Annotated in this window: 13 protein-coding genes; 9 read left to right on the top strand and 4 right to left on the bottom strand. The window is 65.3% G+C overall.

Translation table 11 applies throughout. From position 1 onward, the window contains the following. Nucleotides 1-90 precede the first annotated feature (90 nt). From NMQ09_RS15310 to NMQ09_RS15320, 3 genes are all read left to right on the top strand, one after another. Nucleotides 91-705: a DUF5804 family protein gene (locus NMQ09_RS15310; RefSeq protein WP_255191452.1), complete on the top strand. Its 615-nt coding sequence runs from the start codon at nucleotides 91-93 to the stop codon at nucleotides 703-705. Further along, entirely contained in the window at nucleotides 702-1,544 is an 843-nt protein-coding gene (locus tag NMQ09_RS15315; RefSeq protein ID WP_255191453.1) for an alpha/beta fold hydrolase, read from the top strand. The genes NMQ09_RS15310 and NMQ09_RS15315 overlap by 4 nt, the downstream gene beginning before the upstream one ends. A 105-nt stretch (nucleotides 1,545-1,649) precedes the next feature. Then, the gene (locus NMQ09_RS15320) at nucleotides 1,650-1,997 is read left to right on the top strand and encodes a MoaD-like domain-containing protein (RefSeq protein ID WP_255191454.1); all 348 of its coding nucleotides are present in this window, start codon (nucleotides 1,650-1,652) and stop codon (nucleotides 1,995-1,997) included. Between the two features lie 60 nt (nucleotides 1,998-2,057). Here NMQ09_RS15320 and NMQ09_RS15325 read toward each other — a convergent pair whose 3' ends face one another. Both NMQ09_RS15325 and NMQ09_RS15330 read right to left on the bottom strand, forming a co-directional pair. Further along, complete coding sequence (locus tag NMQ09_RS15325) at nucleotides 2,058-2,645, bottom strand: flavin reductase family protein (protein ID WP_255194603.1); 588 nt, start codon at nucleotides 2,643-2,645, stop codon at nucleotides 2,058-2,060. A gap of 56 nt (nucleotides 2,646-2,701) precedes the next feature. Further along, nucleotides 2,702-3,178, bottom strand: a complete 477-nt coding sequence (locus tag NMQ09_RS15330) for a VOC family protein (protein ID WP_255191455.1) — start codon at nucleotides 3,176-3,178, stop codon at nucleotides 2,702-2,704. A gap of 102 nt (nucleotides 3,179-3,280) precedes the next feature. Here NMQ09_RS15330 and NMQ09_RS15335 point away from each other — a divergent pair, with 102 nt between their 5' ends. Together NMQ09_RS15335 and NMQ09_RS15340 are read left to right on the top strand one after the other, a co-directional pair. Next, nucleotides 3,281-3,643: a winged helix-turn-helix transcriptional regulator gene (locus NMQ09_RS15335; protein ID WP_255191456.1), complete on the top strand. Its 363-nt coding sequence runs from the start codon at nucleotides 3,281-3,283 to the stop codon at nucleotides 3,641-3,643. Nucleotides 3,644-3,975: 332 nt separating this feature from the next. Continuing rightward, a complete protein-coding gene (locus NMQ09_RS15340; RefSeq protein ID WP_255191457.1) occupies nucleotides 3,976-4,491 on the top strand; it encodes a DUF8159 domain-containing protein in 516 nt (171 codons plus the stop codon). Nucleotides 4,492-4,547: 56 nt separating this feature from the next. Here the strand turns inward: NMQ09_RS15340 and NMQ09_RS15345 are convergent, their stop codons facing one another. Continuing rightward, nucleotides 4,548-4,994: a UPF0179 family protein gene (locus NMQ09_RS15345; RefSeq protein WP_255191458.1), complete on the bottom strand. Its 447-nt coding sequence runs from the start codon at nucleotides 4,992-4,994 to the stop codon at nucleotides 4,548-4,550. A gap of 37 nt (nucleotides 4,995-5,031) precedes the next feature. After that, the gene (locus NMQ09_RS15350; protein ID WP_255191459.1) at nucleotides 5,032-5,430 is read right to left on the bottom strand and encodes a DUF5820 family protein; all 399 of its coding nucleotides are present in this window, start codon (nucleotides 5,428-5,430) and stop codon (nucleotides 5,032-5,034) included. A 589-nt stretch (nucleotides 5,431-6,019) separates the two neighbouring features. On the opposite strand from NMQ09_RS15350, the gene NMQ09_RS15355 reads away from it, so the two are divergent. From NMQ09_RS15355 to NMQ09_RS15370, 4 genes are read left to right on the top strand one after another with little or no spacing between them, the layout of a single operon-like run. Continuing rightward, the gene (locus NMQ09_RS15355; protein ID WP_255191460.1) at nucleotides 6,020-8,092 is read left to right on the top strand and encodes a PrkA family serine protein kinase; all 2,073 of its coding nucleotides are present in this window, start codon (nucleotides 6,020-6,022) and stop codon (nucleotides 8,090-8,092) included. Between the two features lies 1 nt (nucleotide 8,093). Continuing rightward, nucleotides 8,094-10,379, top strand: a complete 2,286-nt coding sequence (locus NMQ09_RS15360; RefSeq protein WP_255191461.1) for a PrkA family serine protein kinase — start codon at nucleotides 8,094-8,096, stop codon at nucleotides 10,377-10,379. Further along, entirely contained in the window at nucleotides 10,370-11,692 is a 1,323-nt protein-coding gene (locus tag NMQ09_RS15365; protein ID WP_255191462.1) for a YeaH/YhbH family protein, read from the top strand. The genes NMQ09_RS15360 and NMQ09_RS15365 overlap by 10 nt, the downstream gene beginning before the upstream one ends. Beyond that, nucleotides 11,689-13,704: a SpoVR family protein gene (locus NMQ09_RS15370; protein ID WP_255191463.1), complete on the top strand. Its 2,016-nt coding sequence runs from the start codon at nucleotides 11,689-11,691 to the stop codon at nucleotides 13,702-13,704. Before NMQ09_RS15365 ends, NMQ09_RS15370 begins: the two co-directional genes overlap by 4 nt. Nucleotides 13,705-13,717 lie beyond the last annotated feature (13 nt).

Genomic DNA, 13,717 nt, shown 5'->3' on the forward strand with positions numbered 1-13,717 from the left:
CCCGTCCGAACGGCCCACCGTTGTCGCGTGTCTGGCAATGGCTGTCGGGAGGCGAAACCCACATTACCCCGTCGGTCCCACCAAAACACAGTGACGCGCGTCTGTCTCGTCGGGTCCCCGGATGTGAACGTGCGGTACGAACTGCTCTCTCGAGAGACGTCTCGGGAGGCGCTCGCGACCTACCAGCTGGAGCGGCCGTTCGAGAACACGCTGGCGCTGCGGACGGTCAGCGTCGGCGCCGCCGTCTCCCTGCTCAACGATCTCCAGTGGTACCTCGTCCGGTTCGTCGACGAGGCGCTCGTCTTAGAGCCGAGCGTCAGCGAGACGGAGTGGCTCTCGCGAGAGCTGGCCGAGGCGCTTCGCAACGGCGACCTCGAGCCCGGGGAGACCGGGGAGTACCTGAAGGTCTACGGCGTCGAGTACCCCGATGCGGAATCTGGAACCGCCGAGACACCGGCGACAGACGGCGGTGACGGAGTGGCGGACGAAGACGCTCCGACGGATGGGACCGACGCACCGGCGGACGAAGACGCCACGGCGAGCGGAGGTGTCGACGAGAGGGGACGAACGCGGACCGCCGCGGCCGGTCGGCTCGTCGAGCCGCTTTACGTCCGGCGGACCGACGGCGAGGTGCCGACGTACGACCTCCGGGACGTCGACGAGACGCTCGTCGTCCGACTCACGGAAGCGGAGTTTACCCCATGACCGGCGGCACCGGCGTGACGACGGTCGACGGCTGTCGGATCGCCTACCGGCGGGCAGGAACCGAGGGACCGCCCGTCGTCTTGCTCCACGGCGGCGGCGTGGACGACGCGACGCTCTCCTGGCGACACACCCTCGAGGAACTCGCCGAGGGGTACCAGGTGTACGCACCGAGCTGGCCCGGCTACGGCGAGAGTATGGGCCCGCTCGAGCACACGACTGACAGCTACGTTTCCCTCCTCGAGGGCTTTCTCGAGTCGGTCGGCCTCGAGCAGTGTGCCCTCGCGGGTATCTCGATGGGTGGGGCGGCGGCGCTCGGGTTCGCACTCGAATACCCACAGCGGGTCGAACGGCTGACGCTCGTCGGGAGTTACGGCCTCGGAGAACGGATTCCCGTCGGCTCGTTCTGGAAGACGGTCGCCCACGTGCCCGGGATGAACGCCCTCGGCTGGAACGCGCTGGCGCTCTCGAGTGAGGCCACGCGGGTCGGGCTAAGCGGCGTCGTCGCCGATCCGGTCCGCCTCTCGCCTGAATTCGTCGAGGACGTCCGCAGCCGAGCGAGGCGTTCCGACGCTGGCCGCGCCTTCGAGGCGTTCCAGCGAAACGAACTCGCGCCCGACGGCACCGTCGTGACGAACTACGCCGACGACCTCGAGTCGCTGACAGTCCCCACGCTCCTCGTCCACGGCGCCGAGGATCCGCTCTTTCCCGCCCGGTGGTCGAGACGGGCGGCGGATCGGCTGCCGGACGCCGAACTGGCCGTGCTCGAGGACTGCGGTCACTGGCCGACGCGCGAACGGCCCGAGGTGTTCAACGCGATTCTGCGCGAGTTTCTCGAGTAGCGATCGGTCGGTGCGTTGAACTCACGACCGGATCGGAACGGTCTCGTCCAGGTGAACCAACGGTTATCCCCACAGCCGGCGGAGGGTGTTATACGAGACCCTACTATGACTAGCCCCAGCCTCACGCCGCGGATGGAACAGCAGCGAGCAGCCCTCGATGGGATCCCACCGGCGAAACGATCGCTCGAGAACGGCGAGCTTCGGCTCACGCGGCGGTTCCGTGGACTCACGCTCGAGCAGGCGGTGGGCTACCTCGAGCACCTCGGCGGCGAGCGCGTCGGCGAGGCGGAACTCGACGGCGACGGCTGGCGAGCCGAACTCTCGGCGCGGAAAGTCTCCGTCGGTCCGTCGTACCGGCTCACCGAGGTGACGGTGACGTGGACGGGGGCCGAGCCGGTCGTCGAACGGGTCGTTCTGCAGTTTCGGCTCAAGGCGTTTCGTGCACCAGGGTGACGGAGTTCCATTGCTCCGGCGCGGGCGACTCGCCGCGTTGGTCGACGTCCCGGGCCCGGCTCAGGGTGGCCGTTCCATCGCGAACCGGTCGCGCGTCGTCGCGTAGAAGCTCCCGGCGAGACGGCCGACGGCGTCGACGTCGCGCACGTCGAGTTTCCCGTCAGTCGTCACCGACCCGTCGAGGTGGACGTATCGGACCTCGCCGAGCACGAGCGTCGAGCCGCCGACGTCGAGCAGGTCGTGGAGAGTGCACTCGAGTGCCACCTGTGCGTCGGCCACGCGCGGTGGCGACACGACGACGGAAGGGGCGCGCTCGAGTCCGGCGTGGTCGAACTCGCTTTCGTCAGCGGGGAGCGTGGCGCTCGTCTCGTTCATCGCTTCGGCGAGCTCCATCGTGACGAGGTTGACGACGAACTCGCCGGTCTCGCGCACGTTTCGCGGCGTGTCCTTGAGGCCGTCGGGGGCGTCGACCGGCGCGAAGAGGACGATCGGCGGGTCGACCGAAGCGACCGTGAAAAAACTGTACGGCGCGAGGTTGTCCACCCCCTCTCCGGTGGTCGTGCTCACCCACGCGATCGGCCGCGGAACGACCGCACTCGAGAGGATCCGGTAGAGCGACCCCTCGTGTGTAGCGACGTCGACGCCCATCGTCGATTCGTCACCGGTCGTCTCGAGGGCCTCGCTCGTGTGGCGCTCGTCGTCCGTCACTGGTCGGCCCCTCGCGGATCGACGTGCTCGCTCCCGGGCACCTCCTCGTCGACCGTGAACCCCGGGCCCATCGTCGCCAGTTCGAACACCAGTCCGTCGGGATCGGAGAAGTAGATGCTCTCGAAGTACGTCCGGTCGCGGACCGGCGAGACGCGCACGCCGTGGTCGAGCAGGTGCTCGCGCCACTCGAGGAGTGTCTCCCTGTCTTCGACACCCATCGCAAAGTGGTGGCTCGCCCCCGGCCCGGGCTGGCCACGGCTGTCGGGGTACTCGAAGTAAGTGACCGTCGTGCCGGGCTCGCCCTCGGGCGTGGACGAGAAGTAGTAGTGGAGTGTGCCGGGATCGTCGTAGTTCTCGGTCAGCTTCACGGTGTGAAAGCCGAGCACGTCCTCGTAGAACGCCTTCGTCCGCTCCATGTCGGTGCAGATGTTCGTCACGTGGTGCAAGCCGGTCGTCGGTGGGGTGTCTGTCATCGCGGTGTGGTCGTCACAGTCGGTCGGCGAACAGTACTAACGTCGTGTTAGCTGGTACGATACCGAACTGCTATAGCCTTTCGCTGACGTACGGGTTACCAGATGGCATCGGAACCACCGCAGACCGACACACAGGACGTCGACGCCTGCCCCGTCATCGAATCGATCGAGCTGATCGGTTCGCAGTGGCGACTCGCCGTCCTCCACGAACTGCTCGAGGGCGAACAGCGGTTCAACGAACTCAAGCGCTCGACCGGGGCGAACGCGCGGACGCTCTCGCGGGTGCTCGACGACCTCGGCGAACGGGGGTTCGTCGACCGGCGCATCGAGGAAGACGCGCCCATCGCGACCTACTACAGCCTCACCGAGAAGGGTGAGTCACTCGAGCCCGTCTTCGACGAGATCGCCTGCTGGGCGAGCAGCTGGCTCGGCGAGGACGGAGGCGAGAAGCGAGACACGGCCTGAACCGTCACGGGCTAACGGAACGAACCGTGTACCCGGCAGTACCGTCGCCGTACACCCGTTCCATCCGGCACTTCCTGGAGGGTCGTCGCCGCGACCCAGTTCCCCGAAGAAACGACTCGACTACCACCGCCTCGCCCGGGGGATGGCTATTCACCCACCGGGTTAGCCACTCGCCTACCGAGTATCAGACCAGGTGGCCGTCCGGCGAAGCTGGTCAGGTCCGTGTCGATCAGACCCAAAATCGGCAGTCGAAACGGTGGGTCGCGAGTCGACGTCCCGGAAGGTCTGGTAGCTGCTAATTACTAATCCGGGAGGAATTCAATGAGGGTGATATGGAGCGACGTGCCCTCCTGATCGGCAGCGGTACTGTATTCGCAACCGTCCTGGCCGGCTGCACCGGGAGCGATGACAGCGGTGACGACGAGAACGGCGGCGGCGTCGATGACGACGGCCACAGTGACGGAACCGACGACGGAAACGGAAACGGGAACGGCGGTTCGACCGGTGACGTCCCGGGGTTCGACAAAGACAAACTCGACCTGGACGAGTACGGGCTGAAGATCGATCACGTCAAACGCGACGGATCGACGGTCCACGTCGAGGTCGAGGCGACGGAAACGGCCCTGGCCCAGGAGAACCTCGAGGAACTGCTCGCGGTCGTCGCGGACGCGATCGTCGACCCGGACGCGTTCAAGGTGGCGATCGGCTCGATCGACGTCACCGTCGTCGACGACGCCGGAAATGCCGTCCTGTCGTTCTTCGTCGACGTCGAGTGGGCCGTCGCCTACGTCCAGGACGAGCTCACGCTCGAGGAGTTCACCGAGAAGGTCAGCGAGACCGCCAGCTGATCGGCTGGACGCCGATACGCGCCACCGCCTTCTGTGAGTCGTTCGGTCGAGGCCGATCAGCCGTCGAGGTCGAGGTCGACCTGCTGGAGCGAGCGGTCGAGGTGGCAGACGTCGTGGGGTGGGTCCCCGTGGATCTCGGCGATGCGGTACTCCTCGTCGAAGGAGACGCCGTCGGGTTCGCAGAGTTCGTGGCTGGGACAGTCGACGTACGGACAGGGGCCCTGAAGGCCGGCTTTGCTCCCGGCGAACGCCCCCTTCGAGGGGACGTTCGCGGTCACGGTCGCGGGCTCGACTTCGACCGCGCGGACGCCGTCGGCGTGGAGCGCGCACTCGAGCGTCTGGGCGTTCTCCCGGACGTCGGTGACCCGGTAGCGGGTTCCGGGCGTGAGATTGAGACACTGGCTCCGATAGGGGCAGCCGGCGCAGGCGTCGGCCTCGCCGCGGTAGACGAACTCGGTGTCGGGATTGGCCAGGCGGGTTCCGATGAGGGTGACGGTGGACATACGAAGCGGTTCGGTACGGGGGCGGTTAAGACTCACGTCAGTCGCGGCCCGTGAGTTCGTCGAGACGGGCGAAGTATCGATCACGTGGAACCTGGTACAGCTCGCGGTAATCGATCTCACCGTCGTCGAACGACCGTGCGAGTTCGACGACACACTCGAGGGCCGCGTCGCGGCTCGAGAACCGGTGGGTTTCGTCGAGGGAGACGTCGGGCTCGAGGTAGAGGGTGACGTACCAGTCGCGGTCGCCGATGCGGTCGTTGGGGTTCGTCTTCGGTCGGCGCGACCGTCTGCCCTGGGTGAGATAGAGCGTCGGCAGACAGGCGGGCGGGAACTCCTCAGCGTCGAAGACGTCCGGTCGGTAGACGAGCACGCTTCGGCCGTCGTCCTCGTCGCTCCAGACGACCCAGCTCTCCGGAAGGTCGGCGAACGCCGTCATGGGTCGATCGAGGGGAGGGAAACGTAAATCCCCGTCGCGTCGATCGCCACGGTCGGTGGGTGCGAAATCTCGCTCGACGAAATCTCGCCCGACCGGGGAGTGCGCGCGAGCGCGCACCGGCGTTCTCAGGCCGCTCACTTATATACGACCCACCCCCAGTACGGGTGTGATACCCCTTAACAATCATGGGTTCTGTCAGATGGCCGTCGGAATTAGCTCCTGGTAAATATCTTTTGGGGCCAGAGTTAAGTAGTTGTATTACTCACTCATTAAATACTATCGGTATCCGTCCGACGGACCGAGCCACGCTGCGCCCGTCCCCGGCGCGACGACATCGTGACGTGTCGACCAGGCCGTCACCCGAGTCGAGTGGCATTGGTTCACGCATGACACGACAGATCGCCGCCCGAACCGAGCTGCACTCTTCGACGCGTCCACTCGCGAGGAGTCGTGCTTGTGACTCGGTCGACTGCGTGGCGGATTCCGAAGGCCGTCCGACCGGACGGCACACGCCGACCGAAAACCGGTCGGCCGCGAACGCGACGATCAGAACGGATGCAGCTGGGGAGCCTTCGACCACAACGATACCATGACCGGTGACATCGAGACGCTCGAGAAGCTGAGCAACGATTACCAGGAGTCGATGCCCGCAGATCTGCGGGAGACCAGAACCTTCGACTGGTACCTAGAGGAGCTGTACGCGGACCCGAAAGTCGCGCGAAACGCCCACCAGCGCGTTGCGGATATGTTCGACTACTACGGGACGACGTACGACGAGACAGAAGGCGTGGTCGAGTACCGACTCGCCTCCGAGGACCCGCTAGGCGACGGCGAGAACACCTTCTACGGCAAGGTGATCCACCAGTCGATCCACGAGTTCGTCAACAAGGTGAAATCCGGGGCTCGGCGGCTCGGTCCCGAACGGCGCATCAAACTCCTGCTCGGCCCGGTCGGCTCCGGGAAGTCCCACTTCGACCGGCAGGTGCGCCGGTACTTCGAGGACTACACCCTGCGCGAGGAGGGGCGGATGTACACCTTCCGCTGGACGAACCTCTGTGACGTGATCAAGGACCAGGATCCCGCAGACGACACCGTCCGCTCCCCGATGAATCAGGACCCGCTCGTGCTCCTCCCGCTCGAGCAGCGCCAGTCGGTGATCGACGACCTGAACGAGCGCCTCGACGCGCCGTACACGATCCGCAACGAGCAGAGCCTCGACCCCGAGAGCGAGTTCTACATGGATCGGCTGCTGGCCTACTACGACGACGACCTCAAACAGGTACTCGAGAACCACGTCGAGATCGTTCGCCTCGTGGCCGACGAGAACAAACGCCAGTGTCTGGAGACGTTCGAGCCCAAGGACAAGAAGAACCAGGACGAGACCGAGCTCACGGGCGACGTCAACTACTCGAAGATCGCCATCTACGGCGAGTCAGACCCCCGCGCGTTCGACTACTCGGGGGCGTTCTGTAACGCGAACCGTGGGGTGTTCTCCGGCGAGGAGCTGCTGAAACTCCAGCGGGAGTTCCTCTACGACTTCCTGCACGCCACCCAGGAGATGACGATCAAGCCGAAGAACAACCCGCGAATCGACATCGACCAGGTGATCGTCGGGCGGACGAACATGCCCGAATACAAGGACAAGAAGGGCGACGAGAAGATGGAGGCGTTCAACGACCGGACGAAACGGATCGACTTCCCGTACGTCCTCTCCTACGAACAGGAGGCCCACATCTACGAGAAGATGTTGAACAACGCCGACGTCCCCGACATCAACGTCGAGCCACACACCTTGGAGATGGCGGGGCTGTTCGGCGTGCTCACGCGGATCGAAGAACCCGACACCGAGACGATCGACCTGCTCTCGAAAGCGAAGGCGTACAACGGCGAGATCGACGAAGGTGACGACTTAGACGTGAAGAAGCTGCGCGAGGAAGCCGCCGTCAAAGCCGAGATCGGTGAGGGGATGGTCGGCGTCTCGCCGCGCTTCATCGGCGACGAGATCGCCGAGGCGATCATGGACTCGAAACACCGCAGCCGGGGCTTCCTCTCGCCGCTGACGGTGTTCAACTTCTTCGAGGAGAACTTAGAACACCACGGCTCGATCCCCGAGGACAACTTCGAGAAGTACTACCGCTACCTCGAGACCGTCCGCGAGGAGTACCGAGAGCGCGCCATCGAGGACGTCCGCCACGCGCTGGCGTACGATCTCGACGAGATCCAGCGCCAGGGCGAGAAGTACATGGACCACGTGATGGCCTACATCGACGACGACACCATCGAGGACGAACTCACGGGTCGCGAGCAAGAACCCGACGAGACGTTCCTGCGCAGCGTCGAGGAGAAACTCGACGTGCCCGAAGACCGCAAAGACGACTTCCGCCAGGAGGTCAGCAACTGGGTCTCCCGGCGCGCTCGCGAGGGCGACACGTTCAACCCCCAGGACAACGACCGCCTGCGCCGCGCGCTCGAGCGCAAGCTCTGGGAGGACAAGAAACACAACATCAACTTCTCCGCGCTGGTCAGCGCGAGCGACGTCGACGACGACGAACGCTCCTCGTGGATCGACGCCTTGATCGAACAGGGCTACTCCGAAGACGGCGCCAAGGAGGTCCTCGAGTTCGCCGGCGCGGAGGTCGCGAAAGCAGAGATCCAGACCTAGCATGACCGGAGAGGAGTACGTCAGGGCGGCCGACCGCGCGCTGGAGGAGACCTACGAGGAGCCGATGAGCCTCGCGGCGTACGTCGATCGGGTGTTCGAGAACCCGGGGCTCGCCTCCCACGCCGCGAAGTACCTGCTCGAGGCGATCGAGGCGGCCGGAACGCGGACGGTGGTCGAGGAGGGCGAGGAGAAACAGCGCTACCGCTTCTTCGACGACCCGGGAAACGGCGGCGAACACGCCATCCTCGGGAACACCGAAGTGCTCAACGACTTCGTCGACGACCTGCGGTCGATCGCCGCGGGCCGTGGCAAGGCCGAAAAGATCATCTGGTTCGAGGGACCGACGGCGACGGGGAAATCCGAGCTCAAGCGGTGTCTGGTCAACGGCCTCCGTGAGTACTCGAAGACGCCCGAGGGACGGCGCTACACGGTCGAGTGGAACGTCGCGACGACGGAGGCCGACGCCCGCGGACTGAGTTACGGTGGTGACCCCACGGCAGTGGACGACGAAAACTGGTACCAGAGTCCCGTCCAGGCGCACCCGCTGTCGGTGTTCCCCGAGGAGGCCCGCGAGGCGTTGCTCGCGGACCTGAACGAGCAACTCGAGGAGCCCGTCCCGATCGACGTCGACACCCGCCTCGACCCGTTCTCGCGGGAGGCGTACGACTTCCTCGAGGAACGCTACCGCCGGCAGGGCAAAGACGAGCTGTTCTCGGCGATCACCGACGAGAGCCACCTGCGGGTGAAAAACTACGTCATCGACGTCGGACAGGGCGTCGGCGTCCTTCACTCCGAGGACGACGGCTCGCCGAAAGAACGGCTCGTGGGCTCGTGGATGCACGGCATGCTCCAGGAACTCGATTCGCGCGGGCGGAAGAACCCCCAGGCATTTTCCTACGACGGCGTGCTCTCCCAGGGCAACAGCGTCCTGACGATCGTCGAGGACGCCGCCCAGCACGCCGACTTGCTCCAGAAGCTGCTGAACGTCCCCGACGAGCAGTCGGTCAAACTCGACAAGGGGATCGGGATGGACGTCGACACCCAGCTGCTGATCATCTCGAACCCCGACCTCGAGGCCCAGCTCAACCAGCACGCCGACCGCAACGGGACCGACCCGCTGAAGGCGCTGAAACGCCGGCTCGACAAACACGAGTTCGGCTACCTCACCAACCTGAGTCTCGAAACCGAACTCATCCGTCGCGAGCTCACCAGCGAAACCGACGTCTGGGAGGCCGAGGCGTACGACGACCTCGAGGCGAAGATTCGCGAGCCGGTGACGGTGAGGGTCAAAGACGCCGAGGGCGACCTCAGAGACCGGGAGTTCGCCCCGCACGCGATCGAGGCAGCGGCGCTGTACGCCGTCGTCACGCGCCTGGACGAGATGGACCTGCCCTCGGGGCTCGATCTCGTCGATAAGGCGCTGATCTTCGACCAGGGCTACCTCCAGGAGGGCGACGCCAGACTCGAGAAAGACGAGTTCGACTTCGACGACGAGGCGGACGACGGCGAACACGGGATCCCGGTGACGTACACGCGGGATACGCTGGCAGAGCTTCTCCAGACGAGCCAGGACCGCCACCACCCCGATCTTCCCGTCGAGGACGTGATCATGCCCCGCGACGTCCTGAACGCGCTGGCCGACGGAATGGCCGACGCGCCGGTTTTCTCGGCCGGCGAACGCTCGGAGTTCGAGAACCGCGTGGTGCCGGTCAAAAACCACGTCTTCGACCGCCAGGAGGCGGACGTCGTCGAAGCGATCATGCACGACAAACGCGTCGACGAGGAGACCGTTGCGGAGTACGTCGAGCACGTCTACGCCTGGGAGACCGACGAACCGTTGCAGAACGAACGCGGCGAGCGCGTCGAACCCGATCCGCTGAAGATGAAGGTGTTCGAGGTCGAGCACCTCGGGCGCTTTACCGAGGAGGCCTACCAGGGCGACCTTCCCCGCGAGAGCGTCCGAAAATTCCGCCGCGAGAAGGTCATCACGGCGCTGAACCGCTACGCGTGGGAACAGCGCGACGAGGACTTCGCGGTCGAGGACGTCGACCTCGGCGCGATTCCGGTCGTCAAGGCCGTCCTCGAAAGTCACGACTGGGACGACGTGCGCCGGACCTTCGAGGACTTCGACCCGCGGCAGTGGGACGATCCGCCGAGCGGGACGGAGACGGAAACCGTCAAAGAAGAGACGCTAGAGGCGATGATCGATCTGTTCGACTACTCGAGAGCGTCGGCGGAACTGACCAGCAGACACGTCATGGGCCAGGTGAGCTACCGATGGGACTGAGAGACGACCTCGACCGATTCCGCGAAGTGGGTGAGAAGCGCCGCGAAGATCTGGCCGACTTCATCCAGTACGGCGACCTCGGGGGAAGTCGGCCGGACGAGATCCAGATCCCCGTCAAGATCGTCTCGTTGCCGGAGTTCGAGTACGACCGGCGCGACCAGGGTGGCGTCGGGCAGGGCGACGGCGGCACGCCCGACGTGGGCCAGCCCGTCGGCCAGCCACAGCCCCAGCCGGGTGACGACGACGGCGACGGCGACGAACCCGGCGAGGAGGGCGGCGACCACGAGTACTACGAGATGGATCCCGAGGAGTTCGCCCAGGAACTGGACGAGGAACTCGGGCTCGACTTAGAGCCAAAGGGCAAGCGTGTGATCGAGGAGAAGGAAGGCCCCTACACGGACCTGACGCGTTCGGGCCCCGACAGCACGCTCGACTTCGAGCGGATGTTCAAGGAGGGGCTCAAGCGTAAGCTCGCGATGGACTTCGACGAGGACTTTTTGCGAGAGCTGTGCAAGATCGAAGGGATCACCCCGCGCGAGGTCTTCGAGTGGGCTCGCGGCGAGAACCTGCCGGTCTCGATGGCGTGGATCGAGGAGGCCCACCGCGAGGTCGCAGACGACCGCGGGACGTGGGCCTCGATCGAGGAGGTCGAAGCGAACGTCGACCGCGAGAGCGTCCAGCAGAAGATCCGCCGGGAGGGGATCAGACACGTCCCCTTCCGCCGGGAGGACGAGCGCTACCGCTACCCGGAGATCGTCGAGGAGAAAGAGAAGAACGTGGTCGTGGTCAACATTCGTGACGTCTCCGGCTCGATGCGCGAGAAGAAACGCGAACTCGTCGAGCGCACGTTCACCCCGCTCGACTGGTATCTCACGGGCAAGTACGACAACGCCGAGTTCGTCTACATCGCCCACGACGCCGAGGCCTGGCAGGTCGAGCGCGAGGACTTCTTCGGCATCCGCTCCGGTGGCGGAACGAAGATCTCGAGTGCGTACGAACTCGCGAGGGAGGTACTCGAGGAGTACCCCTGGAGCGACTGGAACCGCTACGTCTTCGCCGCGGGGGACAGCGAGAACTCGAGCAACGACACCGGAGAGCGCGTCATCCCGCTGATGGAGGAGATCCCGGCGAACCTCCACGCCTACGTCGAGACCCAGCCGAGCGGGAACGCGATCAACGCCACCCACGCCGAGGAACTCGAGCGTCACTTCGGCGACGCCGAGGACGTGGCGGTGGCGTACGTCAACAGCGAGGAAGACGTGACCGACGCGATCTACGAAATCCTTAGCACAGAGGGTGAATCCGAATCATGAGCAACGCAGACAGATACCGCAAGCAGGCGATCGCCGGCGAACTCGAGGAGCCGGTCGAGGAAGCGCGCAACCTCGCCGAGAAGCTCGGCCTGGAGCCGTATCCGGTCAACTACTGGATCGTCGACTACGACGAGATGAACGAGCTGATCGCCTACGGCGGCTTCCAGTCGCGATATCCCCACTGGCGCTGGGGGATGCAGTACGACCGCCAGCAGAAGCAGGACCGCTACGGCGGGGGGAAGGCCTTCGAGATCGTCAACAACGACAACCCCGCCCACGCATTCCTCCAGGAATCGAACACGCTGGCCGACCAGAAGGCGGTTATCACCCACGTCGAGGCCCACTCCGATTTCTTCGCGAACAACGAGTGGTTCGGCATGTTCACCGCCGGGCGGGCAGATGGGGACGCGGTCGACGCGGCGGCGATGCTCGAGCGTCACGCCCGCGCGATCGGCGAGTACATGGCCGACCCCGAGATCGACCGTGCGGCGGTCGAAAAGTGGGTCGACCACTGCCTGAGCCTCGAGGACAACATCGACCAGCACCGCGTGTTCGCCCGTCGGCTCGAACTGGACGACGGGGCCGAACAGCTCGACGACGACCTCGCCGAGAAGCTCGACGAACTCGGCCTCTCCGAAGAGGTGAAAGCCGAGGTGTTCGACGAGGCCTGGCTCGAGGCACTCGAGGCCGACGAGGACGTGGCGAGCTTCCCGGAGAGCCCCGAGAAGGACGTGCTGGCGTTCGTCCGCGAACACGGCAAACAGTACGACGAGGAGGCCGGCAAGGCCGTCGAGATGGAGCCCTGGCAGCGAGACGTCCTTGACATGATGCGCGCGGAGGCGTACTACTTCGCCGCCCAGAAGATGACGAAGGTGATGAACGAGGGCTGGGCCGCCTACTGGGAGTCGAAGATGATGAGCGACGAGGCGTTCGCCGGCGACGACGAGTTCCTGAGCTACGCCGACCACATGGCGAAGGTACTCGCCTCGCCGGGGCTCAACCCCTACAGCCTCGGCTTCGCCCTCTGGCAGTACGTCGAGAACACCACGAACCGCCGCGAGGTGCTCGAGCACCTGCTGCGGATCGAGGGCGTCTCCTGGCGGAACCTGACCGACGTGGTGGACTTCGAGGAGGTGCTCGAGTTCCTCGAGCCGCCCGAGGCGATCGATCGGATCACGCCCGAGAGCCTCGACGCCCTCGAGGAGGTCCCAGACGAGTATGTCGACCGCGAGGCGCTCGAAGCCGCCCGTGCGGGTGAAATCGACGTGAATCGCTACCCGTGGAAGGTGCTCATCGACGAAGGGCTGGCCCGGCGACACTACTCGCTGGTCAAGCGCCAGCACCGCGGGTTCCTCTCGCGGGTGAGCCAGAACGAACTCGAGCGGATTGGCCGCTACCTCTTCGACGACGCCCGCTACTCGTCGGTCGAGGAGGCACTCGCCGATGTCGACTTTACCGCCGGCTGGGACCGGCTGTACGACGTCCGGGAGAGCCACAACGACGTCACCTTCCTCGATCAGTTCTTAACCCAGGAGTTCATCACGGAAAACGACTACTTCACCTACGAGTACTCCCGGGCGACGGGGCAGTATCACGTCTCGAGCGTCGACGCCGAGGACGTCAAGAAGAAACTGCTGTTGCAGTTTACCAACTTCGGGAAGCCGACGATCGCAGTCTACGACGGCAACTACGACAACGCCGGCGAACTGTTGCTCGGTCACGAGTACAACGGCGTCATGCTCGACGTCGGGAACGCCGCCGAGACGCTGAAACGGGTCTTCGAGCTGTGGGGCCGGCCGGTGAACCTGCTGACGATCGTCAAGGAAGTCGACGACCACGACGTCGAGGTGGCGAGGCGGCGCAACCGCGAGCCCGAACCCGAAGAACGGGGGAAGCTGATCCGCTACGACGGCCACGAAGTCACGATCGAGGACGTCCCGTGGGAGGACGTCGAGCACCTGGCGGCCGACGACGTCGACTACGACACCAAGCCCGAGGAGTGGCTGGCCTGAGCGGCCACGCGAG

The organism is Natronobeatus ordinarius, assembly GCF_024362485.1.
Lineage (GTDB): Archaea > Halobacteriota > Halobacteria > Halobacteriales > Natrialbaceae > Natronobeatus > Natronobeatus ordinarius.

Coding starts and splice junctions, on each gene's coding strand:
- NMQ09_RS15355 (WP_255191460.1), top strand. CDS start 6,020: ATGACCGGTGACATCGAGACGCTCGAGAAGCTGAGCAACGATTACCAG.
- NMQ09_RS15340 (WP_255191457.1), top strand. CDS start 3,976: ATGGAGCGACGTGCCCTCCTGATCGGCAGCGGTACTGTATTCGCAACC.
- NMQ09_RS15370 (WP_255191463.1), top strand. CDS start 11,689: ATGAGCAACGCAGACAGATACCGCAAGCAGGCGATCGCCGGCGAACTC.
- NMQ09_RS15315 (WP_255191453.1), top strand. CDS start 702: ATGACCGGCGGCACCGGCGTGACGACGGTCGACGGCTGTCGGATCGCC.
- NMQ09_RS15350 (WP_255191459.1), bottom strand. CDS start 5,430: ATGACGGCGTTCGCCGACCTTCCGGAGAGCTGGGTCGTCTGGAGCGAC.
- NMQ09_RS15335 (WP_255191456.1), top strand. CDS start 3,281: ATGGCATCGGAACCACCGCAGACCGACACACAGGACGTCGACGCCTGC.
- NMQ09_RS15320 (WP_255191454.1), top strand. CDS start 1,650: ATGACTAGCCCCAGCCTCACGCCGCGGATGGAACAGCAGCGAGCAGCC.
- NMQ09_RS15325 (WP_255194603.1), bottom strand. CDS start 2,645: ATGGGCGTCGACGTCGCTACACACGAGGGGTCGCTCTACCGGATCCTC.
- NMQ09_RS15345 (WP_255191458.1), bottom strand. CDS start 4,994: ATGTCCACCGTCACCCTCATCGGAACCCGCCTGGCCAATCCCGACACC.
- NMQ09_RS15360 (WP_255191461.1), top strand. CDS start 8,094: ATGACCGGAGAGGAGTACGTCAGGGCGGCCGACCGCGCGCTGGAGGAG.
- NMQ09_RS15330 (WP_255191455.1), bottom strand. CDS start 3,178: ATGACAGACACCCCACCGACGACCGGCTTGCACCACGTGACGAACATC.
- NMQ09_RS15365 (WP_255191462.1), top strand. CDS start 10,370: ATGGGACTGAGAGACGACCTCGACCGATTCCGCGAAGTGGGTGAGAAG.